The sequence below is a fragment of the Streptomyces chartreusis NRRL 3882 genome (assembly GCF_900236475.1).
Classification (GTDB): domain Bacteria; phylum Actinomycetota; class Actinomycetes; order Streptomycetales; family Streptomycetaceae; genus Streptomyces; species Streptomyces chartreusis_D.
Map to the genome: position 1 here is coordinate 8,820,113 of NZ_LT963352.1, position 21,980 is coordinate 8,842,092.

Here is a 21,980-nt window from a genome sequence, read left to right on the forward strand (position 1 = left end):
TGCCCTCCCAGCGGCCGACCGGCATGCAGACCCTAGACAACACTGCCGGGAACCGGCAATGCGCGGGCGCGCGCCGGCGATGCAGGATGGCCGCGGGGAGCACTACGAGGGATTCCGGTGCCGGACATCGGCAGGTGTCCGGCACCGGAACCTGAGCGAGCGGTGCGCCGCCGAGCATGGTTGACGGGCAGTGCGGAAGAGACGGGGGGTCGGGCATGCGGACATTGCTCTCGGCCGCCACCGCCCCGCCCACGATCCTCCTGACCACCGCCCTCGTCGTGCTGCTGTGCTTCTGGCTCCTCGTCGTCGTCGGCTTCACCTCGGCCGGCAGTTTCGACGCGGACGCGAACCTCCGCGCCTGGGGCATCGACGGCGTGCCCGTGTCGGTGGCCCTCTCCGCGCTGACGGCCGTGGCCTGGTCCCTGAGTGTCGGGGGTGTCCTCCTGCTGGCCGCGTGCGCGCCGCCGTGTCCCGCCACCAGCCTGCTGCGCATGGTCTGGCCCGTCGCCGCCCTGCCCGTCGCATGGCGACTGACCTGCCTGTTCGTGCGACCCCTGCACCGGCTCTTCCCCGACGAACCCGGCCCGCCCGATCGCGGCCGGGCACGGGACCACGTGGACCACCCCGCCTGAGAGCAGTGCCCCGTCGGCCCTCGCCGCCGGCCCCTCAGGCTTCGATTCCTTCACGCCTCAAGGACGTTTGCCATGACTGTCATCCTCCTGGGCGTCGGCGTGCTCGTCGCCGTCACCCTGCTCGCCGTACTGCTCGTCTCCCGGCTGTTCCGCAAGGTGGAGCAGGGCAAGGCGCTGATCGTCTCCAAGCTGCGGAAGGTCGACGTGACCTTCACCGGACAGGTCGTGCTGCCCGTGCTGCACAAGGCCGAGGTGATGGACATCTCGGTGAAGGCCATCGAGATCACACGGACCGGCAAGGACGGTCTGATCTGCCAGGACAACATCCGTGCCGACATCCGGATCACGTTCTTCGTGAAGGTCAACAAGACGGTCGAGGACGTCATCAAGGTCGCGCAGGCCGTCGGCACCGCGAGGGCGAGCGACCGGGACACGCTGCAGGAACTCTTCCACGCGAAGTTCTCCGAGGCGCTCAAGACCGTCGGCAAGCAACTGGACTTCACCGACCTGTACACCAAGCGTGAGGAGCTGCGGTACCGGATCATCGAGGTCATCGGCGTCGACCTCAACGGCTACCACCTGGAGGACGCGGCGATCGACTACCTGGAGCAGACCCCGGTCGCCCAGCTCGACCCGGCCAACGTCCTCGACGCCCAGGGCATCCGCAAGATCACCGAGTTGACGGCCGTGGAGCACGTGCGCACCAACGAGGCGCAGCGCACCGAGGAGAAGGAGATCACCCGGCAGAACGTCGACGCCCGCGAGGCCATCCTCGAACTGGAGCGCCGGCAGGCCGATGCGGAGATCAAGCAGCAGCGGGAGATCGCGACCGTCCGGGCCCGGGAGGAGGCCGAGACGGCACGGGTGGTGGAGGAGGAGCGGCTGCGGGCCCAGGGCGCCTTCCTCGCCACCGAGGAGAAGCTCGGCGTGCAGCGCGAGAACCAGGCCCGCGAGATCGCCGTCGCCGCGAAGAATCGCGAGCGGGTCATCGCCGTCGAGAAGGAGCGCATCGAGAAGGACCGCCTCCTCGAAGTCATCGGCCGGGAACGGGAGACGCAGCTGACCCGGATCGCCGCCGAGAAGGAGGTCGAGGCGGAGAAGCGGGACATCGCCGAGGTCATCCGCGAGCGCGTCGCCGTGGACCGTACGGTCGCCGAGCAGGAGGAGTCCATCAAGAAGCTGCGGGCCGTGGAGGAGGCGGAGCGGCAGCGGCAGGCCGTGATCATCGCAGCCGAGGCCGAGGCGCAGGAGAAGCTGGTCAAGGACATCAAGGCCGCCGAGGCCGCCGAGCAGGCCGCCACGCACCGCGCTGCCGAGGAACTGACCCTGGCCGAGGCCCGGTTGAAGACGGCCGACCTCGACGCTCAGGCCAGGATCCGCCTCGCCCAGGGCATCCAGGCCGAGGCGTCCGCCGAAGGGCTCGCGGCCGTCCACGTCCGGGACAAGGAGGCCGACGTCATCGAGAAGGCCGGCCGCGCGGAGGCCGTCGCCACCGAGGCCCGGCTGCGGGCCGAGGCGGACGGCGCCCAGGCCCGGGCCCTGGCGGAGGCCGCGGCCATCGGCGAGAAGCTCAAGGCCGAAGCGGAGGGACTGACCCAGAAGGCCGCCGCCATGGCCGCTCTCGACGACGCCTCACGGGGGCACGAGGAGTACCGGCTGCGCGTGCAGGCGGACAAGGAGATCCGCCTCGCCGGGCTCGACATGCAGCGGCAGGTCGCCGAGGCGCAGGCGACGGTGCTCGCCACCGGCCTGGAGGGCGCCGACATCAGCATCGTCGGTGGCGAGTCGGTCTTCTTCGACCGGCTGATGTCCTCGATCGCGCTCGGCAAGGGCGTCGACGGGTTCGTCCAGCACTCCGAGACCGCGCAGGCACTGGCCCGGCCGTGGCTGGACGGCTCCTCCAGCTTCACCGACGACCTGGGCCGCATCCTCGGCTCGGTCTCCACGGCCGACGTGCAGAACCTGACCGTCTCGGCCCTGCTGATGAAGCTGATGAAGACAGGCGGGGCCGACTCGGGGCAGCTCCAGCAGCTGCTCGACCGGGCCGGGGAGCTGGGCCTGGCGGACAAGCCGCTCACCGCCCTGAACGGCAGCGTCGTCCACTCCTGACCCGCCCCCTCGGTCCGGAGCCGCCGCACAGGGGACGGCGGCTCCGGACCGCGTTCATCGACTTCCTGAGAGGCATGCCATGACGATCGGCCCGGACACCGGCACGTACGACCCCGTGGACACGGGCACGTACGAGGTGCTGCGCGACCGCCTCACCGCTCAGGCCGCCGAACTGGCCCGCCGCGCCGAAGCGCTCAACGTCCGCCGGGGCGAGGAGTTCGGCTCGACGCGGCTCGAACTCGGGGGCACCGGGAGACTGCGCACCGAGCACGCCGCGGTGCCCCGGGACATCGTGGCCGTGGGCGATGTGCTCCTCTCCGGCTGCAACGCCGTCCCGAGCCGCGCGGCCGGCACGTGCGTCGGCGATGTCCTGGCCCTGTACGACCGCGACCTGGAGCGGCTGCCCGAGGACGCCGTGCCCGGTCTGCTCGACGACCCGGCCTTCGTCCGCGAGTTCGGCGCTCTGCACCGCTACTACCGCCAGACCCGCCTCCTCCAGCTCCGGCGCACCGAGGGCAGACTGCTCGCCGTCTTCCAGACCGGCGAGAAGGCGGACGACACACGGGTGCTGCGCTGGGCCCTGTCCGACGACGGACGACCCACGTTCCTCGACGCGCGGGGCGAGCGCGACCATGTCCTTCCGCCGTCCCACGACGTCGAATGGATCGAAAGCACTCGCGAGAACCACGTCCTCGGCCGTCACCCGCACGTCTCCATCGGCGGCGAGGTGTTCGTCTCCACGGTCGGCGGCGTCCTCACCGTCAAGACCGACGACGACACCGAGGCGGCAGAGGGCGTCTACACCGACTCCGTCGACGAGCCGCTGCAGTCCCTCGCGGACGCGGACATCGCGTACGCGCGCGTGGGTGCCCTCATCCTGCTGCGCGTCCGCCCTTACAAGGAGGACGCCGACCGCCACCTGGTGTTCAACACCCTCACCAGGACCGTCGTCCGCCTCGACGGCATCGGCCGGGCGTGTCGCCGCCTGCCCGATGACCAGGGGATCGTCTTCCCAGGCGGCTACTGCCTGGCCACGGGCACCCACAAGACATATGAACTCGACCCGACGGGGCTGGAGTTCGAGCGGGAGATCCGCTCTCCGAACGGCGAGGACGTGCTGTACGCCTTCCACGCGCGTGCAGCGGGCCGCAGTCTCCTTCTGCCGTACAACACGATCCGCAAGGAGATGGCCAGTCCCCTGCCCTGCCACGGCTGGGCGCTTTTCGACGACGGCGCGCTCGCGGTGCTCCGGGCCGACACAGATGAACCGCAGCGTGTCCACCCCGTGCAGCTGTGGAACTCCCCGTACGTCTCGGACACCTACGCCGCCGCCCAGCCGGTCGGCATCGGCCCCCTGGCACGTATCGGCAACGCCGACCTCGTGCGCGGCATCTCCGACTGCCTCTCCATCACCGGCGCCGTGGCCGACACGACCCCCGCCAGCGGGGTGTACGAGGCGCTGCTGGCCGCCTGCGCCCGGGCGGCGGACACCCATCACTGGCTGGGCGATCGCGAACTCGGCGACCTCCTCACCCCGTTGGCACACCTGCGCGAGACAGCACAACAGGTTCTGGCCGAGTTCGAGACCGTCCGGACTTTCACCCGGCAGGCCGAAGACGCGCTGACGGAAGCCGCCGCGCGGGTCGCCGAGGTCGTACGACGGCTGCGGGGTGAGTCCGCGCGCAGCGCGGCCGAGTGGGTGACCGGCCTGACCGAACTGCGCCACGCGCAAGGTCATCTGTTCACCCTCAAGGACATGCGGTACGCGGACACCGCCCGCATCGACGAGCTGGCCGCCGCCACCGAGTCGGACCTTGCCGCCTTCGGCCGGCGCGCGGTGGCTCACCTCGCCCGCGAGGACGCCTTCACCGGCTACCACGCGGACGTCGAACGGATCGTCGCCGATGCCGAGGCGATCGCCACCGTGGCCGAGGCGGCGCCCGTCGCCGCCCGCATGGAAGAACTGGCCGACGGGCTGCGTACGGTGACGGAGGTCGTCGCCGGCCTCGACATCGCCGACGCCACCGTCCGCACCACGATCCTGGAGCGCATCGCCGAGGTCCTCGGAGGCGTCAACCGCGCCCGCGCCGCCCTCGACGGCCGCCGCCGTGAACTCCTCGACCGTGAGGGACGAGCCGAGTTCACCGCCGAGTTGGCCCTGCTCGGCCCGTCCGTCAGCGGCGCGCTCGCCGCCGCGGACAGCCCCGGGGCATGCGACGAGCAGCTCGCCCGCCTGCTCGTCCAGGTGGAGAACCTGGAGTCCCGGTTCGCCGAGTTCGACGACTTCCTCGCCACCCTCGCCGACAAGCGCGACGAGATTCAGGAGGCGTTCGCCGCCCGCAAGCAGACCCTCGCCGACGCCCGCGCCCGGCGCGCCGAACGCCTGACCGACTCGGCGACCCGCGTCCTGCGGACCGTCGCCCGCCGGGCCGCCGCCCAGCCGGACGCGGACGCGGTCGCCACGTTCTTCACCTCCGACCCGATGCCCGCCAAGGTCCGCCGCATCGTCGGTGAACTGCGCGACCTCGGTGACCAGGTCAGGGCGGAGGAACTGGACGGCCGTCTCAAGGCCGCCCGCCAGGAAGCGCTGCGCGCCCTGCGCGACCGCGCCGACCTGTACGCCGACGACGGCCGCACGATCCGGCTCGGCACCCACCGTTTCGCCGTCAACACCCAGCCCCTCGACCTCACCCTCGTCCCGCACGGTGACACCCTCGCCTTCGCCCTGACCGGCACCGACTACCGCTCCCCGATCACCGACCCCGACTTCACCGCCACCCGCCCGTACTGGGACCGCCCCCTGCCCTCGGAGTCGCCCGAGGTGTACCGCGCCGAGTACCTCGCCGCACGCCTGCTGGACGAACACGGCCCCGAGGCTCTGGCGGATGCCGATTTGGCCGCCCTCGTGCGGCAGGCCGCCGAGTCGGCGTACGACGAGGGCTACGAGCGCGGTGTGCACGACCACGACGCGACAGCGATCCTCACCGCGCTCCTGCGTCTGCATGAGGGCGCCGGTCCGCTGCGCCACGAACCGGCCGCACGAGCAGCCGCCCAGCTGTTCTGGGCGCACGGCACGACGGCCGAGGAGCGGCAGAGCTGGACCCGGCGCGCGGTGTCCCTCGCCCGGGCCCGGGACACCTTCGGCCTGGCACCCGCCATCGCCGACCTGCAACGGGAGCTGGCGGACGTCGCGGGCGGAGCAGCGGCGGCCGCCTACCTCTTCGAGGAACTGACCACCGGCCCGGACGGCTTCGTCATCACCGCGGGCACCCGCACCCTGCTCGACAAGTTCCGCCGCACCGTGGGCACATCGGCCTACGACGACGACCTCACCGCCTTCACCGACCCGGCTGCCCGGAGGCAACTGGTCGAGGCATGGCTGACGGCGTACACCACCGCTACCGGCACCGACCTCACCCCCGGCGACCTGACCGAGGCGGTGGCCGCCGAACTCTGTCCCGGCCTGACCCGCTACGAGTCCGACGCGCCGCTCACGGAAACCGTCACGGGCCTGCTCGGCACCCACCCCCGCGTCACCGGCCGTGCCCTCACGGTCCGCATCGACGAACTCCTCGCACGCACCCGCAGATTCCGCACCCACGACGCCCCCGGCCACCGCGCCTACCAGCACCGCCGCACCGCACTGGTGAACGCCGAGCGCACCCGCCTCCACCTGGACGACCACCGGCCCCGCGTGATGTCCGCGTTCGTACGCGGCAGGCTCATGGACGAGGTCTACCTCCCGCTCATCGGCGACAGCCTCGCCAAGCAGCTCGGAACCACGGGCGAGTCCAAGCGCACCGACACCGGCGGCCTGCTCCTGCTCATCTCCCCGCCGGGCTATGGCAAGACGACCCTCATGGAGTATGTCGCGGACCGGCTCGGCATGATCCTCGTGAAGGTCGACGGCCCGGCACTCGGTCACGCCGTCACCTCGCTCGACCCGGCCGAGGCCCCGAACGCCACCGCACGCCAGGAGGTCGAGAAGATCAACTTCGCCTTGGCGGCGGGCAACAACACCCTCCTCTACCTCGACGACATCCAGCACACCTCGCCCGAACTGCTCCAGAAGTTCATCCCTCTCTGCGACGCCACCCGCCGCATCGAGGGCGTGCGGGACGGCGAATCACGCACCTACGACCTGCGCGGCAAACGCTTCGCCGTCTGCATGGCAGGCAACCCCTACACCGAGTCCGGCAGTCGCTTCCAGGTGCCCGACATGCTCGCCAACCGCGCCGACGTGTGGAACCTCGGCGACGTCCTGACCGGCAAGGGCGACGTCTTCGCCCTCAGCTTCATCGAGAACGCCCTCACCGCCAACCAGGTCCTCGCCCCGCTCGCCGGCCGCGACCGCGCCGACCTCGACCAGCTGATCCGCCTCGCCCAGGACGACCCGACGGCTCGCACGGACCGTCTGACGCATCCCTACACCCCCGCGGAGCTGGAGCGGATCCTGGCCGTACTGCGTCACCTGCTCACCGTGCGGGAGACGGTCCTTGCCGTGAACGCGGCTTACATCGCCTCGGCGGCCCAGGCGGACACGACGCGCACGGAACCGCCCTTCCGGCTCCAGGGCTCCTACCGCACGATGAACAAGGTCGCCCAGCGTGTCCAGCCCGTGATGAACGACGTCGAACTCGCCGCGCTGATCGACGACCAGTACCGGGCCGAGGCCCAGACCCTCACCACCGGCGCCGAGGCCAACCTGCTCAAGCTGGCCGAACTGCGCGGCACTCTCACCGCCGAACAGATGGTGCGCTGGACGGAGTTGAAGGCCGCCCACGTCCGAGCCCAGTCCCTCGGAGGACCCGAGGACGACCAACTCGCCCGAGCCGTGGGGGCCCTCGGTCTCCTGGCCGACCGGATCGCAGCCGTCGAGTCGGCGATCAACCGGGTCGGCGACCCACGACACCTGATCGCCAAACCGGCGGCTCGGCATGCGGCACGGCCGGTGCCGGGCGGTGGTCGGGACTGAGATGAGAGGGGCCGCCGACGGGCGCACCTGGCAGCGATCCTGATGGCTTCCGGCATGGTCCGGGCGTTGGCATGTTCATGGGGCGGGGGGGATCTCGCGAACGAGGAGTGGGCCCGGTCGAAGCCGCATCGCCGAAGTCCGGGCAGCGCGGCGGCCGCTGGACCAGGCATCGCAGCATCATCAACGGAATCCTGTACCGGAACCGAACCGGGTTGCCGTGGCGGGAACTGCCTGCACGGTGCGGAAAGTGGAAGACCGCGTACGAGAGGCACAGACTCTGGTCTGCGGACGGCACATGGGAAAGGCTCTTCGCGCTCATCCTGGCCGACGCCGACGCCGACGCCGACGCCGACGCCGACGCCGACGCCGACGCGGAGGGCCGCATGGACTGGTCCATGTTGAGCGTGGACTCGACCATCCGCAGAGCGCACCGGCATGCCGCCGGAGCAGCCAACAAATCCCCGCGGGTGCCGGGAAAAGACGCACGCCCCGGCAGCACCGTCCCGATGGGGGGCTTGGACGCTTCCGGGGCGGCTTCGCCAGCAAGATCCACCTCGCTGGAGAGGGCGGCTTTCGCCCTACGGCGCTGGCGATCACTCCTGGCCAGTGAGGTGACGCCCCACAGCTGATCCCCGTCATGGAACGCATTCGCATTCGCATCGGCCGGCACGGCGACGGGCGTCCTCGCACCCGCCCCGAACATCTCGGCGGCGACAAGGCGTACTCGTCCCGCCGCAACCGTCGCTACCTGCGCCGGTGGCAGATCAAGCACACCACCCCCGAGCCGAAGAACCAGCGGTCACCGGCTTCGACAAGGCCATCGACAAGAGGAGGAACGAGTAGAGCGGACGATCAATGCTCTGAAGACCCCTTCGGGCGGTGGCCACGAGCGCGGTCCCCGGTACCAGGCGGGTGGCCGCAGCGATCGACCACCCGCACATCCTGCCGATCTTCGAAGCCGGTGAGGCCGAAGGCGTCGTGTACATCGCGATGCGGCACGTCCCTGGTCCGGACTTGCGGGCCTTGCTCGACGAGGCAGGCCTATTCCCCGTTCCGACCGCTCACGGCCTGGTGCACCGGGGCGTCAAGCCCAGCAACATCCTGGTCGCCGCAGGAACCGACAGTGAACACCCGCGCCCGGCGCGGGGTGGACATGCGGTTCGTGCGGATCACGGGCTTGCCGCGGTAGCGGTCCGTCGAACTCGACGGCAATCTGCCCTGCGAAGGAACCCTGGGGCTGGATGCGGCCGGCCCGGCAGGCCTACGGCGCGCTCCTGCTGGGGCGGGGCCGTATCGAGGAGGCCGCGGCGGTCTACTGGGCGGACCTCGCCCCTGGACGCCACTCTGCCCCGGGTCCTGCAGCACCCTGGGAGGCGTCCGGGCCCTGCAGCACGCCGGGAGCGTCTGGGCCCTGCGCGGGTTCTACGAGTGCCTGGTCGGCACGGGCAGGACAGGCGAGGCCGCCATCGTGGCCCGACAGCTCAAGAGGGCGGCGGTGTTGGCCGGCGTACCGGCCCAGGTTTCCTGTGTCCGCCGCCTGTGGTCACGGCACCGACGACGGCTGTCGCTGGTCCTGACTGGTTACTCACCGGGCGTTCGGCGCCGGGGTCCTCGCCCATGTCGTTCGGCGCGGCCGGTCTGCGAGCCGGAGGCCGTGCGCTGTCCGGGCTCGATCTGCTGCCGGAACGCCTGCAGTGCGGCGGAGCTGTTGGGCGGCAGGACCGCCATCACGCCGTGCCGCTGTGCCTCGGCCAGCGTTTCCGCTGCCGCGCTGCCCTCGGGGACGTGGACCAGTCGGACGTGCCCGTCGCCGGAGCCGCGGCGGTCCACCGGTGTGACCGCGCCGTGCGTTCCGTCCGGCAGGGTCACCCACAGCTGGAAGTCGTCGAACCTGACGAAGTCCGCGCCCTTGACGGGCCAGGGGTAGTGGTGTTCACCGGGCACCTTCGGCAGGATCCCCTGGTGATGGCCCGGGCTCAGCGGCACACAGGCGTTGAAGAGGGAGTCGGTCCACGCCGAGACGCCGTCGGCGTCCGTGATCGGGGTGCGCAGCAGCTCCTCGGCCTCCTCGTAGCCCAGCGCGGCCAGGGCGGGCAGGGTGAGGGGGAAAGCGTCGACGAGTTCGGCCGCGTCCCGGCGAAGCCGGTCCACCTTCGCCGGGTCGGAGCAGAACTGCATGCTCCACTCGATGCCGACCCGCGCCCGGTACATGCGCCAGCCGCCTGATCCCTTGACCCACAGACTGCCGCCGTGGTGCATCTCCCAGTGCTCGGAGGCGGCGGGCCGCGGCCCGTAGGGGACGTCGCCGTCGTCCAGCTCGTCGAGGATCTTCTTCGCCGTCTTCTTCGCGGCCCGGAAGTGCGGGGTCTCGCGACGCTCGGCGTGGTCGACGAGGCGTATCTTCCACGGGTGGTTCTCCCCGTGCGTACCGCCGGGCCGCAGGCCGGACGGGGTGCGCGAAACCGCTGTGGATTCGGCGACGGCCATGGCTGACCTCCTCGCACTGAGCGCGCTGGCCGAGTGGCCCGGGGCGTCTCTTTCCTCCATCGTGCGCCCCGGACGGGACGACGGCGACTCGGCGGCGGAGCAGGCTAGTTGACCGGAAAACCAACGACCGGGTCGTCGGGCGACCGCACGCACCAGCGGCCAGGGCGTGCGGGGGTTCGAGAAGGGGGACGGCTGTCAGGGCGGCGCCGGACAGCACCAGGACCGCTCGACGCGGGATGCGCCTCCTGGCTCCTCCGGAAAGGGGTGGGGTGATGGGCGCCGACCGTGCGGGCTGTGCGTGGACTGACCGGAAGGTTTGCCATCACCACCCCGAGTCCTGGACAGCCGTCCGGCGGAAAGTCCGTACGGCCGAACAGGACAGCGCGTGGGCGCCAGTCCCGCCCGGCGGAACGGGACACCGGCCCCATGCGTGCGGGACACCGGGCGCGTCACGGTGGTCGGGCACGTCAGACACGCCCCCGGCCGGACAGTGGCCGGGCGGCACCATTCATGGGGGAACGTCATGTCCGCTTCGCTCTCACATCCGTCCCCGGCCGGCACTGGCCCGGGGTCCGTCCCCAAGCCCCCGCACTCCCTCGCCGAGCGCCGCGGCTGGGCCTGGGCAGGCATTGTCACGGCGCTCGGCGGCCTCGTCGCCTTCGTCGCCTCCACGCCGCTGTACCCCTTCGAGGACTCCGACCTCATCGACAACGCCCGCATGGTCGACCGGCTCGACGGCCCCGCCATGTGGTGGGTCTTCGTCCTCCAGGTGACGTTCACCGCGACCGCACTCGCCGCGGTGGTCTTCGGCGCGGGACTGCGCCGCCGGCTCGACCGGCAGTCCCCGGCGGGCAGCCTGGTTCCCGCGACGGCGTACCTGGGGATGCTGCTGGTCGGTGTGATGAGCCTGGTGGGTTCCGGAATGGGTACGGAGCTGTTCCACAACCTGCGGATGTCGGACAAGACCGACCCCGACACGATCATCGCCGATTTCGCCGACATCAACACGTACGGGTGGGTGTGGTCGGGGCTGCTGCTGACCGCTGCCGCGCTCGTCGTCGCGGCGTTCCGGCAGGGCGCGGTGAGCCGCTGGATCGGCGTCGTCAGCCTGATCTTCGGATTCCTGCTGCTGGTCACCCAGCTGACGCCGTTCCAGTACATGGCGCTGTTCGTGGGCGTGCCGTACCTGCTGATCCTCGGCGCTGGGTTCGCCTTCGGCCGGGGCCGCGCGATCGAGTGACCGGAAGCTGACCGGAAGCCGACCGGAAGCTGACCGGAGGCCTTCCCGACACAGGGGAGCGCAGCGCGCGTACGTCGTACGCGTGCTGCGCTCCTTCTGCGTCGGGCGCAGTACGGGTGCGGTGACGGCGGCGGCGCGGTGACAACCGCGGTCCCTGCTGGGAGCCTTAACCCGTGGGGGAACAGGCATGACGGCCCGGCAGGGCCCGGTGGGCGGGGGCCGTCGCGTCCCCGCCGTCGGCGTGCTCGCGGTGTCCTGGGGGCTCGCGCTGACGGCGCTGGTCCTGATGGGAGCGGCGGACGCCGAGTGGGACGCCACGCAGTGGTTCTTCGTCGTGGACACCGCGGACGCGGTGGTGTACGGCCTGGTCGCGGCCGTCGTGCTGAGCCGGCGCGCGCATCCGGTGGCCTGGCTGGTCGCGCTCACCGCCGTCGGCGGGGGCGTCGCGGCGGTCACGGCCCAGGCGCTGGCCCTGTGGGCGCGTGACGCCGGTGACGGCGCGGCGGTGCCTTCGTGGTCGGTGCTGCAGGGCACGGCCTGGGTGCCGGGGACCCTCGCGCTCGTGCTGATCGTGCCGTATCTCCTCGCCGAACACGCCCCGTCGCCCGCCGCCCTCACGGCCATCGCAGCGGGCGTCGTGCTGGTCGCCGGGCTGGTGGCGCTACGGCTGGCCGATCCGTGGCCCTGGCCCGAGGGCGAGCCGGTCGCGCCCCTGGCGGTGCGCGATGCCGGGTGGGCGGACCTCGTCGTGCCCGTGCAACGCACGCTGCTCGGCTGCGTGGTGGCGCTCGGGCTCGTCGCCGCCGGACACGCGGTACGGCGCCGGCTGCGGGATCCGGCGGGACGGGGCCTGGGCTGGCTGGCGATCGGTACGGCGCTGGTGGCGCTGACCTTCCTGCCGCTGGTGCTGTTCGCGGGCGAGGGCCCCGCCGCGCTGCGGCTGTTCACGCCGCTGACCCATCTGGCCTCCCAGGCCTTCTTCCCGGCGGCCGTCCTCGTCGTGGTGCTCCGGCAGCGGCTGTGGGGCATCGACCTGGTGGTCAGCCGGGCCCTGGTGTGGTGGCTGCTGACCGGCCTGCTCGTCGCCGGGTACTTCCTGACGGTGGCCGTGCTGGGGCTGCTCCTGCCCGGCGACGGGGCACTCGGCAAGGTGCTGGCAACAGCGGCGCCCGCGGCCGGGATCCAGCCGGCCCGCGGCTGGCTGCAGCGCCGCGTCGACCGGCTCGTGCACGGAGAGGCGGCGGCCGGCGCCCTCAGTCGGGTCGGCCGCCACCTGGGCAGCGCGCCGGGCCCGCAGGAGGCGCTCACCGGCATGGCGCAGAACATCGCCGCGTCCTTCAACCTCGGTTCGGTGCACGTCCTCGACGAGGACGGCAAACCCCAGGTCACCGTCGGAGACCCGGAGGGCCTGGAACAGCTGGCGGTGGCACTGGTCGTCCGGCGAAGAGCGGTCGGCACCCTGCTGGTGACGGCGCGTCCCGGCGAACGCCTCGACCGCAGGGCCCGGACGGCGCTCGACGAGGTGGCGCCCGTGGTCGCGACCGCGGTTCATCTGGCCGCCGTCACGCGGGAGCTGCGCGAGTCACGGGGCAAGCTGGCAGCGGCCCGCGACGACGAGCGCCGGGCCCTGCGCCGGGAACTGCACGACCAGTTGGGGCCCGCCCTCGCCGGCATCGGCCTCGGCCTCGCGGCGGCCCGCAACCAGCTCCCGGCCGGGTCACCGGCCGACCCGCTGCTGGCCCGGCTGCGCATCGAGGTCGACGCCCGCGTCGAGGAGGTCCGTGTCCTCGCCCGCAACCTGGTCCCGCCGGTCCTCGCCGAGCTCGGTCTCCTGCCGGCGCTGCGGGAACTGGTGATGCGTCACGAGGCGGACGGCCTGGCCGTCGTCGTCCACGCGGACAGCGACACCGGCCGCCCGGACGGCGCTCCGGTGCCCCAGGAGGTGGCCGGCACCGTCTACGCGGTCGTCGCCGAGGCGCTGCGCAACGTCGTACGGCACGCCGGGGCCCGTACCTGCACGGTCACGGTGACGGGCGGCCCGGACGCCGGTGATGTGCTGACGGTGAGCGTGGAGGACGACGGCCACGGCATCACTGCCGGAGCCCGGCCCGGTGTCGGCACCCAGTCCCTGAGGGAGCGGGCCGAGGCCCTGGGCGGTCGGATCGACTGGGGACCGGGGGAGGGCGGCCACGGCACCCGGCTCGTGCTGCGCGTGCCGCTGCGACCTGCCTCCCGGCCGGGGAGAACCACGGGTGAGCTGGAGGGGGACAGGGCGACATGAGCGAGAACGCCGAGCGGGACCCGGCCGGGGCGGCAACGGTCCGGATCATCGTCGTGGACGACCATCCGGTCTTCCGCATGGGCATGAGCGCGCTGCTCGGTTCACTTCCCGGGCTGAGGGTGGAGGCGGAGGCCGACTCGCTGGCGTCGGCCGTGGCGGCGGCCCAGGCCCAGCGGCCCGATGTCGTCGTCATGGACCTGCACTTGGGCGACCGGGAGCCCTCGGGCGTGGAGGCCACGCGCGAGGTCCTGCGCGTTCGGCCGGGCGCCGCGGTCCTGGTGGTGACGATGCTGGACGACGACGACTCGGTGTTCGCGGCGATGCGGGCCGGGGCCCGGGGCTATCTGCTCAAGGGCGCCTCTCCCGCCGAGATCGAACGGGCCGTACGCGCCGTCGCCAACGGCGAGGTGATCCTCGGCCCCGCGGTGGCCTCACGGGCGGTGGCCCACCTGACGTCCGCGCGCTTCGCGAACCCGGCCATGGCGCTGCCCGAACTGACCTCGCGCGAGCACGAGGTCCTGGACCTCGTGGCCCGGGGCCTGGACAACCTGGCGATCTCACGGCGCTTGGTCCTCAGCCCGAAGACCGTACGCAACCACCTCTCCAACATCCTGACCAAGCTGCAGGCCTCCAGCCGCGCGGAGGCCATCGTCCGCGCCCGCCAGGCCGGCCTCGGCGAGAACTGAACCCGGGGCGCGGCCCCGAGTTCCTACGCGGTCATGCCCAGCTTGCGCAGGGCGTCCAGCTGCTCATGGCCCAGCTTGTTTCACCGTGCGCGGGTGGGGGTGTCGCTGTTGGTTCCTTTTGATCGGCGAGGTTGAACTGGGCTGGTCAGTTGGCTCGGTTGGGTCCGGCGGTGTGGTGTGTGCCGGTGAGGTGGTGGGCGTTGCTTGCCGGCCCCGACCGGGCGGGCCTGAACCGCGGAGTTCCTGCTCTGGGTTGGTCTTGTCGGTGTTGATCAGTTCTGTTGGCTGGCCGGTCAGGTTCGCTGAGCGACTGTTGCAGCGGCAGAGGGGTGCTGCCGCCGAGGTCTGACAGACGGTGCGCGGCCGCCCGGCGGCAGTCGGCACCCGTTCGCGCTGGAGCCCATCGTCCACGTCGTGCCGGCGCTTCGGCTCCGCAGCGGACGAAAAACACCATGGCGCGGCCTCCGCCAAGCTGCGACGATGCTGTTTCCCAAGCGGAGGGCCTTTGTTCGTCTTCGTGTGTGCGGGGTGCGGCGCCGAGCTGACCGCCCCGCTGTCCCAGGTGGTCCTGCCGGCCCACGCCCATCAGAAGTACGGGAACGGGATTCAGCTCCCGGTTCTCATGGAGTCGGGCACGTTCGCCGTGGAGCCGGAGCCCTCAGGGCCGCCGTGGCGGAGGTGGGAGGAGATCGATCCGGACGAGGTGGCCGCTCGCGGCATCTACGCGCCGGTCCACGCCCTGTCCGATGGCGCGCCCGGCGCGATCGTCATCGCGCCCGGAGACATCCGCGGCACCGTGCTGATCCCGGAGAATTGCGGTGGCTACTGCTGCGGCCTCGACGGAGCAGACGGCCCCAATTTGGCCTGCGAGACGTGCGGCCTGCCCGTGGCGAGCAGGATCGACGACTGCTCGCTCTGGCAGGCGGTGTGGCTCGCCCCTGACGCCGTGCGCCGCCGCCCCGTCGACGGCGCCGATGCCGCACCGCTTTCCTGGGCGGAGCTGGCAGCGCAGGGGAGGAGCACACCACCGTTCGAGCCGATCACCGCGTGGGGAGGGCCGCAGTTGGGGTCACACCACTGGTGGTCTTGGAGCCCGCAGTGGGAGGCGGCGGCCGGCCGGGCGCTCGCCCATCTACTGACGGCGTCGGACGGCCGGCCGGTGACCGTCCCGGACGGCCTGACCGAGGAGGTGTTCCAACGCGTCCTCGACACCCTGCTGCCCGCAGGTCCGTCGGCGCGGCGCGCCGTCCTGGCCGGGCCAGGGCTGCCCGCCCCCAACGCGGACGTCGACATCATCATCGTGCCGGTCCATCCGCAGACGGGGGAGACCTGGGCCCCGGTCGGCCCGGGCGCCTCGGCACACCCGGTGCCGCTGCCGTTCGGGGTGTGGCTGTGGCTGGCTTTCCCCGAGCCGCACCTGCCCGGCCCCGCGTCGGGCGTCATGCCCGACGGCGTCCTCCGCGACGATCCGCCCGCACCGCACCCCTACGCCCTGTTCAGACCTGACCTGGCAGTTTTCCAGACCACTCTGGTCCGGCTACCAGCCGTCCGCAGCCAGTGGCTGCGCGAGATCCTCGAGAACCTCACGCAGGATGTGCGCCTCCGCCTCTTCTGATCAGCTGGCGATCAGACCCGGCCCGGAGCGGCGCATCCAAGCCCGCAACAGCGGCGGACTCCTCCACCCCTCGCCGAACGAGCGACCAAGTGGACCAAGAACGACGCCCGACGAACTACTGCACCATCTCCAGCACGACCTGCCGGCCCACGTCCACGGGCACCTCACCGACGATGCCGCCGTAGTCGCCCCACGTGGCAGTGTCAGCCGCTGAAGCGGCCGCCCGCCGGGTGGTGGACGGCACCCGTCCACGGACCGACGGTGCGGATGACACGGCCGACCTCGCGGAAGACGACGTACGTGGCGTTCTTGTGCGACCCGGACCGGGGCTTCTTCAGCAGCGTCGTCGAGGAGATGACGCCCTCGCGCACCGAGACGGCCACCCGCATCAGGTGCCGGAACTGGGACTCGTAAATCTCTAGTGCTGTCCCCGGCGTCTTCGGCCTGCACCACCTGGTGGACGGCGCCGGGTACGACAGCTGGCTGTACGGCCGACTGAGCCACCCGCGCCCTGCGCGGGCGCTCTGCATGGCACGCGACGGGCGGACGAGGGCTGCGTAGTCGGTGAAGACCCAGCGCGACGTGCCGTCGAGCTGCCTAGCGCGTGACCGGGCCGCCGTGGGCGAGCACTGAGGCTGCGAACCACTCGCCGACACCGGCAAGACGCCGGCCAGCCCCAGCACGGAGAGGGCCGGGGTCGGCGTGCCTGCACCGCGGCGCCGCCGGAGCAGCTGCACGAGGTTTGGCAGCAGACAGCTCCCCCTGCGGGCACCGGTGCAGACACCACAGCCGGCGCCTCGCACCCACGAAACCGAAGTCAGGCAGCCTCGTGGGGGTCGCGTCCGCGCATGCGCCGGTCGTACGCCGCGGCTGACTCCAGCCCCACCGCGGCGCGCCGGGCGTCCAGCTGCTCGGGGTCGGTCACGGGGTACGGCCGCAGGTCTCCGTCCCGGGCGTTGGTGTACTGAGTCCCGTACACCTGGGGTTCGCCGGCCGCGACCAGAACCCGGTCGGTGAGGTACGCGAGATGGCGCGGCAGGGCGTCCCCAGCCGCGACGGCGTCCTCAAGAAGGCCGAGTACCTGATGTTGGAGGTCGAGAGCGCGGTCGGCGTGCTGGGCCAGGAGCCATGCTTCGTCGGCTCCCCGCTCGCCGACCAGCGTGATCCCTTCCGTCGTGCGGTTGACGGGGAGCTCGTGCTCTTGGTCCTCGCCGTCCTGGTGGTTCTCGTCGGGCCAGACGCCGAACGGGCCGGGTAGGCCGGGACCGGTGGCGCCGAGCTGCGCGGCGCCACCCTTGAGCCGGTGGTAACAGGGAGCTCTTCCAGTTTGGCGGGAGTCACGTCACCGTGGTCATCGACCGTGTCTCGCGCCGCGACGTGTTTCGGCCGCCTCGCCGACTGACCGGCCCGGCACCGCACCGCCCGCTGCCGTTGACGCCGTCAGAGCGCCCATACCCGCCCCAGACTTCCCCTGTCATGGATGCCGAGCTTGCGGTAGACCCGGCCGAGCGCGTTGTCGACCGTCCGTACTGACAGACCGCACTGGTCGGCGATCTCCCTGCTGGTGTGCCCATGGGCCGCGAGTTGCGCGATCTCCCGTTCACGCGGACTGAGTTCCGCCGCCGTCGAGAGGTCCGCCAGCGCAGGGGTCGCCGCGTCCTCGCACTGCCGTCGCAACGCGTGGGCGCGAGCTGTGGCACGCCGGCCGGCCCCCTCCTGGGCCGCGCCGCCCGATGCGCGCCACAGTTCGACCGCTCCCGCGAGGCTCTCGGCAGCGAGGAGCAGCGCGCCCATCGCCGTCCATGCGTCGGCCACGGCCACCAGCGCGTCCGGGTCACGCTCGGCCACCGCACGTGCATGGGCGGCACGAGCCGCCGCGTAGGGCCCTTGGGCGTCATCGGCAAGTTCGCGTACGCGAGGGGCCGCGTCCCGGTCGCCCCAGCGGAGCAGATCGTGTTCAAGCGTCAAAGCGCCGGCGAGCTCCCCTTCCGCCCGTGCCGCTTCGGCCCCGGCGCGCAGCGCGGCTTCCGCCTCGTGGCGTCGCCCCCGGCACCGCAACGACCAGGCCTGGGCGCGCAGCGTGTCGGCCTGAGCGAGCGGGGAGTGCGGATCGGTGGAGCCGGAGGCGAGTCCGGCTGTCTCCGGGGCGCTGCGACCGACGTATGCTTCGGCCAGTACCAGCCCGGCGAGCGCACGCTGCTCGGCGTATCTGTGTCCGCACATGTGGGCCTGCGCCCGGGCCTCACGGAAATGGGCGACCGCCTCCGCACACCGTCCCCGGTCGAGCGCGATCCGTCCCCGCACCCAGCCAAACCAGACGACCAATGCGGGCACGGGTGAGCGCAGCAGTCCCTCGAGCCCCTCGGACGCGGCCCGCTCCGCCTCATCGAACCGCCCCGCCTCCAGCAGGGACGCCGCGACGAGGTAGAGGCTGCGCGCCGGATAGAAGACCGCCGACCGGTCGGCCAGCATGCGGTGCGCGGCATGGGCTGCACGGCCGCTGCGGACAGCGTCCTCGGGCCGCCCGGAGGACAGTTCCACCCTCAGCCGGGCTTGGAGCAGCAGCACACCGGAGTCGGACGGCTCGGCCCCTTCCGACAGCGGCAGCCACGGGTCGAGCACGGTGCGGGCCCGCGCGGTCCGCCCCGCCGAGGTCAGCAGGGTGGCCTCCCAGCCGGCCATCTCGGCGCACGGACCGCCCCGGCGCCCGGCCTCGTCGAGTACAGCCAGCGCGCGGGTCATGTTGCCGGGCCCATAGAAGTGATGGACGGCCAGGGTCAGGGCGGCGGTGTGCAGGTACGGCTCCCTGGCCGCGGCGAAGGCGTCTTCCAGGACGGCGATCCCTTCGCCGAACTCGCCCCGCTGTCCCAGGGCCTCGCCGAGCATCAACCCGGCCCGGGTGTTGGGACCGTGTACCAGCGCGGCGCGTGCCAGCCGGCACATGGTGTCCACGTCATCCGCGTGCAGGGCCTGCGCCGCGGCACGCACAAGCAGGGCAGGATCGGCGGTTCCGGTGGCCTCCAGTTCCCAGCGCGCCAGAGCGAGGGGGTCGTCGGCGCGCCGGGCGCCGTACCCGCGTACCCGGCCGACCTGGTCCAGCAGCAGGGTTCGGGCCCGAAGCCGGGTGATGCCGGCGCGCAGCACCCGTGCGTGCATCGGGTGGGCGAGGGTGAGCTGCTCGCGGCGCCCGTCGAGGCGTGATTCGACGAGTTGCTGCCGCTCCAGTCCGGCGAGAGCGTCCGCATCGACATATTCCAGGCCGTCCCGCAGCCCGATCGGTCCGCACACCGCTAGGAGTTCCATCAGGGTTCGCTGCGGGCCAGCCAGTTCCCGGAGCCGTACGTCGAGCAGGGCGTTCGGCAGCACCGGGGCGAGCGGCCGCGTGAGGCACCACACCCCGTGCACACGGCTCAGTCGCCCGTCGGCGAGGGCGCTTCGCAGCAGCTCCCTCAGGCACAGCGCGTTGCCACCGCTGGCCTCCCACAGGGCCCGCAGGGCGGATGCGGCGACCGGCCCGCCCATCGTGGTGATCAGCAGCCGGGCGCTCTCTTCCTCACCCAGCGCCGACAGCGGGATGTGGTGCAAGGCGTCCTCCCGCCACAGGGGCTGCAGCACGTCCGGCCAGTCGGCGCCGTCGGGGAGGGTCACGGCCAGGAAGAGCGAGGAGTCCGCCAGCAACAGTGCGATCAGCGCCAGTGACGCGGGATCGAGCAGCTGGATGTCGTCGACGACCAGGACGGTGCGGGTGGTGGCGGATGCGCGGTGCGCGGCCATCCGCTGCCGTACCCGGCGGAAGAACTCTGCCGGCTCTTCCGCGTAGACGTCCGAGGGCAGCAGCGGCGCCAGCGCCGACAGCGGCAGCGCCCGGGCGCTGTGCGTCGCCTGGACGCGTACGACACGGTGGCCGCCGCGACCGCCCGCCCAGGTCGAGAACTCCTCGGCGAGGCGGCTCTTGCCCACCCCGTGCTCTCCTGTGATCATCACTGCTTTGCAGGCCGGTCGGCGCAGCGCGCGGCGGAGCTCCGCCAGTTCGGTGTCCCGGCCGGCGAAGTGGAGGCGGCCGCTCCCCATGCCCGTGTCCACCGTGGGTCCCCCTCGGGCGCCGGGGCCGATCCGGCCCCCCAGCCGGATGGTTCGCCCACGGCGTGCGGTCCGCAGTCTGGCACGCCGGCCGTCGAAGCGGCCGGAGCGGCAGGCGGTTGACCGAAAGCGACCGCGAGTTCGTCCGGAAGGCAGGCCGGTACTGAGTAGGGCCTTGCCTCGATGGAGTAGTCGACTGCTCTGTGCCGCGGTGTGCGGACGGGCGAAGGTGTTGCCACGTCGGGGCAGCGGGCCGAGTGGCCGTGCGGCCCACGACGTGACCACTGATTCACCACGGGGAAGGAAAACCAGATGCGATCGAGAAAGCTCCGTCGCCTCGGCACCGGGGCCGCGGGTCTCGCGGCTGTGTTCACTCTGACGGTCCCGGCGGCCGCCGCCGCTCAGCCGCCTGTGCCCGGGGAGCTGTACAAGGTCCAACTGCTGACCCTGCGCTGCACCAACATTTCGGAGAGCGGCGAGGACGAGGTGTACATCAAACTCGACGGCGGTGTCGCGATTCCCACTTCGGTCTGCCGTGAACGGGGCACGGTCGACTACAGCGGAGTGGATCCCGAGCGGTTCATCTTCGAGGGCGGCACGATCCTTCCCCTCGAACTGTGGGAGCAGGACCCCGACGTCATCGACCCGGACGACAAGCTGGGCGTCTTCGAGCTCAATGACAGCCGGGTTGGCACGACCAACATCGCCAAGATCGTCAATGGGACCGACTACGCCTACAGCCTGACCTACCGGGTGCTGCCGCTGGACTAGGACGACGTCACTCAGCCGCCGCGCCCCGCTGTTGGACGAATGCGGACGGGGTGCGGCGGTGGTCGTCCCCTGGGCGATCGGTTGAGCGAGCGCCTGGCGGTCGATGCACGGGGGGACGGCGATGACCGGGCGCTGCACATGGCCCGGTTCGGCACGCGGTGTCGGCCGAGGGCCGCGGGCCCGTATGCTCAGGTGCTCGTCTCGGCAACAGCCGCGCGGAACTCCTGCGTCATCAACTCGACGGGCCGCGCTGGACGGGAGCCTCACCCGACTCGGCCGACACCCTCGACACCGTCCTTCGCCGTGAACGCTGACGAGCCACGCGGAGTAGTACGCGGCCTCACTCGCCCTGGCGATCGACCAGGCATTCGAGAAGCCCGGAGCCTGAGGATCGCTCGCCGCGGCACCCCGCACGGCTCCAGACTCGGCAAGACGCGGTGGGTAGTGAAGCGCACCTTCGCCTGCTCTACCAGTTCAAACGCCTGCACATCCGCTACGAGAAACACGCCGACCTCCACCAGGACTCCTCGAACTCGCCTGCCCGATTGTCTGCTTGAGACGACCGGGCATCGCATTCTGAAACGATCAGTAAGGCGCACCGGCCGCGCGTGCCGGCCGCCGTCAGCGACTCCATGCAGACCGGCAGAGTCCTGCTCAAGGTGGCAGACGAGGCTAATGACCGCGGCATCCTGAATCATGTTGCGCCGACCTCTTGGCCGGCAGGTTCGGCCTGCCGATCAGGTTTGGTCGGCGGGGTCGGGTCGCTCGGACGCTCGGCGAGGTACTGCGGGACGTCGTCGTACGAAGCTGTCCCGCCCCACGTCGACGATGCGGCGTACCGCTCGGGGCCCCGGGCATGAGGGCCGCGCGTCGAACAGCTTCCCGGGCCGTCCAGCCCTCCCCTCTCAGGTCCTCCTCGCTCAAGTCCTCCGGCGTGGGGCTGGGAGGCCGGGCGTCCGGTCAACCGGCGGGCACGGGGGGACGCAGCCCGTAGGCGGTCTGCACAGCGGCGAGCGCCTGCTCGTAGTAGTCCGTCTCGGTGTCGATCGTCAACCGCACACGTGCCCCCTTCCCTGATCGTTGCGCTCTTCGTCACCCAACCCC

Annotated in this window: 14 protein-coding genes and 3 pseudogenes; 13 read left to right on the forward strand and 4 right to left on the reverse strand. The window is 71.8% G+C overall.

The features are described 5' to 3' along the window. Positions 1-215 precede the first annotated feature (215 nt). From SCNRRL3882_RS39725 to SCNRRL3882_RS42090, 6 genes and pseudogenes are all read left to right on the forward strand, one after another. Positions 216-632, forward strand: a complete 417-nt coding sequence (locus SCNRRL3882_RS39725; RefSeq protein ID WP_010048257.1) for a hypothetical protein — start codon at positions 216-218, stop codon at positions 630-632. 72 nt (positions 633-704) lie between these two features. Further along, positions 705-2,741 carry a hypothetical protein gene (locus SCNRRL3882_RS39730; RefSeq protein WP_010048259.1) on the forward strand — a complete coding sequence of 679 codons (2,037 nt, stop codon included), beginning with the start codon at positions 705-707 and terminating at the stop codon, positions 2,739-2,741. 79 nt (positions 2,742-2,820) lie between these two features. Continuing rightward, a complete protein-coding gene (locus SCNRRL3882_RS39735) occupies positions 2,821-7,716 on the forward strand; it encodes a DNA repair ATPase (RefSeq protein WP_010048261.1) in 4,896 nt (1,631 codons plus the stop codon). 54 nt (positions 7,717-7,770) lie between these two features. Then, positions 7,771-8,323, forward strand: a pseudogene (locus tag SCNRRL3882_RS39740) (IS5 family transposase); the annotation flags it as partial. A 302-nt stretch (positions 8,324-8,625) separates the two neighbouring features. Then, positions 8,626-8,919, forward strand: a pseudogene (locus tag SCNRRL3882_RS42085) (serine/threonine protein kinase); the annotation flags it as partial. Next, positions 8,906-9,256: pseudogene (locus SCNRRL3882_RS42090) on the forward strand (hypothetical protein); the annotation flags it as partial. The pseudogenes SCNRRL3882_RS42085 and SCNRRL3882_RS42090, both read left to right, overlap by 14 nt. 41 nt (positions 9,257-9,297) lie before the next feature. Here the strand turns inward: SCNRRL3882_RS42090 and SCNRRL3882_RS39755 are convergent. Then, the gene (locus tag SCNRRL3882_RS39755) at positions 9,298-10,203 is read right to left on the reverse strand and encodes a DUF6424 family protein (protein ID WP_029181755.1); all 906 of its coding nucleotides are present in this window, start codon (positions 10,201-10,203) and stop codon (positions 9,298-9,300) included. A gap of 523 nt (positions 10,204-10,726) precedes the next feature. On the opposite strand from SCNRRL3882_RS39755, the gene SCNRRL3882_RS39760 reads away from it, so the two are divergent. The 4 genes from SCNRRL3882_RS39760 to SCNRRL3882_RS39775 all read left to right on the forward strand — a co-directional run bounded on the left by SCNRRL3882_RS39760 (position 10,727) and on the right by SCNRRL3882_RS39775 (position 16,025). Continuing rightward, positions 10,727-11,443, forward strand: coding sequence for a hypothetical protein (locus SCNRRL3882_RS39760; RefSeq protein ID WP_010048266.1), 717 nt, complete (start codon positions 10,727-10,729; stop codon positions 11,441-11,443). Positions 11,444-11,630: 187 nt separating this feature from the next. Then, positions 11,631-13,724 (forward strand): ATP-binding protein, encoded by a 2,094-nt coding sequence (locus tag SCNRRL3882_RS39765; RefSeq protein WP_010048268.1) that lies wholly within the window; start codon positions 11,631-11,633, stop codon positions 13,722-13,724. Next, positions 13,721-14,410, forward strand: a complete 690-nt coding sequence (locus SCNRRL3882_RS39770) for a response regulator (RefSeq protein ID WP_010048269.1) — start codon at positions 13,721-13,723, stop codon at positions 14,408-14,410. Before SCNRRL3882_RS39765 ends, SCNRRL3882_RS39770 begins: the two co-directional genes overlap by 4 nt. A 505-nt stretch (positions 14,411-14,915) precedes the next feature. Next, positions 14,916-16,025, forward strand: a complete 1,110-nt coding sequence (locus SCNRRL3882_RS39775; protein ID WP_010048270.1) for a hypothetical protein — start codon at positions 14,916-14,918, stop codon at positions 16,023-16,025. Positions 16,026-16,228: 203 nt separating this feature from the next. Here the strand turns inward: SCNRRL3882_RS39775 and SCNRRL3882_RS42325 are convergent, their stop codons facing one another. Then, positions 16,229-16,504 (reverse strand): Tn3 family transposase, encoded by a 276-nt coding sequence (locus SCNRRL3882_RS42325; RefSeq protein WP_418952392.1) that lies wholly within the window; start codon positions 16,502-16,504, stop codon positions 16,229-16,231. Here SCNRRL3882_RS42325 and SCNRRL3882_RS42710 point away from each other — a divergent pair. Further along, positions 16,440-16,586, forward strand: coding sequence for a DUF6336 family protein (locus SCNRRL3882_RS42710; RefSeq protein ID WP_418952393.1), 147 nt, complete (start codon positions 16,440-16,442; stop codon positions 16,584-16,586). The genes SCNRRL3882_RS42325 and SCNRRL3882_RS42710 overlap by 65 nt on opposite strands. Before the next feature lie 256 nt (positions 16,587-16,842). Here the strand turns inward: SCNRRL3882_RS42710 and SCNRRL3882_RS42475 are convergent, their stop codons facing one another. Continuing rightward, on the reverse strand, positions 16,843-17,148 hold the full coding sequence (locus SCNRRL3882_RS42475) for a DUF6624 domain-containing protein (protein WP_324604473.1): 306 nt from the start codon (positions 17,146-17,148) through the stop codon (positions 16,843-16,845). On the opposite strand from SCNRRL3882_RS42475, the gene SCNRRL3882_RS41420 reads away from it, so the two are divergent. Further along, positions 17,053-17,283: a hypothetical protein gene (locus SCNRRL3882_RS41420; protein WP_010048273.1), complete on the forward strand. Its 231-nt coding sequence runs from the start codon at positions 17,053-17,055 to the stop codon at positions 17,281-17,283. The genes SCNRRL3882_RS42475 and SCNRRL3882_RS41420 overlap by 96 nt on opposite strands. A gap of 182 nt (positions 17,284-17,465) precedes the next feature. On the opposite strand, the gene SCNRRL3882_RS39795 is transcribed toward SCNRRL3882_RS41420, so the two are convergent. Further along, a complete protein-coding gene (locus tag SCNRRL3882_RS39795) occupies positions 17,466-20,096 on the reverse strand; it encodes a helix-turn-helix transcriptional regulator (protein WP_010048274.1) in 2,631 nt (876 codons plus the stop codon). A 321-nt stretch (positions 20,097-20,417) separates the two neighbouring features. Here SCNRRL3882_RS39795 and SCNRRL3882_RS39800 point away from each other — a divergent pair, with 321 nt between their 5' ends. Next, positions 20,418-20,876: a hypothetical protein gene (locus SCNRRL3882_RS39800; RefSeq protein ID WP_010048277.1), complete on the forward strand. Its 459-nt coding sequence runs from the start codon at positions 20,418-20,420 to the stop codon at positions 20,874-20,876. Positions 20,877-21,980: the final 1,104 nt, after the last annotated feature.

Excerpts from the sequence above, each read along its gene's own strand:
- SCNRRL3882_RS39725 (WP_010048257.1), top strand. The coding sequence starts at position 216 with ATGCGGACATTGCTCTCGGCCGCCACCGCCCCGCCCACGATCCTCCTG.
- SCNRRL3882_RS39730 (WP_010048259.1), top strand. The coding sequence starts at position 705 with ATGACTGTCATCCTCCTGGGCGTCGGCGTGCTCGTCGCCGTCACCCTG.
- SCNRRL3882_RS39735 (WP_010048261.1), top strand. The coding sequence starts at position 2,821 with ATGACGATCGGCCCGGACACCGGCACGTACGACCCCGTGGACACGGGC.
- SCNRRL3882_RS39755 (WP_029181755.1), bottom strand. The coding sequence starts at position 10,203 with ATGGCCGTCGCCGAATCCACAGCGGTTTCGCGCACCCCGTCCGGCCTG.
- SCNRRL3882_RS39760 (WP_010048266.1), top strand. The coding sequence starts at position 10,727 with ATGTCCGCTTCGCTCTCACATCCGTCCCCGGCCGGCACTGGCCCGGGG.
- SCNRRL3882_RS39765 (WP_010048268.1), top strand. The coding sequence starts at position 11,631 with ATGACGGCCCGGCAGGGCCCGGTGGGCGGGGGCCGTCGCGTCCCCGCC.
- SCNRRL3882_RS39770 (WP_010048269.1), top strand. The coding sequence starts at position 13,721 with ATGAGCGAGAACGCCGAGCGGGACCCGGCCGGGGCGGCAACGGTCCGG.
- SCNRRL3882_RS41420 (WP_010048273.1), top strand. The coding sequence starts at position 17,053 with ATGGCGCGGCAGGGCGTCCCCAGCCGCGACGGCGTCCTCAAGAAGGCC.
- SCNRRL3882_RS39795 (WP_010048274.1), bottom strand. The coding sequence starts at position 20,096 with ATGGGGAGCGGCCGCCTCCACTTCGCCGGCCGGGACACCGAACTGGCG.
- SCNRRL3882_RS39800 (WP_010048277.1), top strand. The coding sequence starts at position 20,418 with ATGCGATCGAGAAAGCTCCGTCGCCTCGGCACCGGGGCCGCGGGTCTC.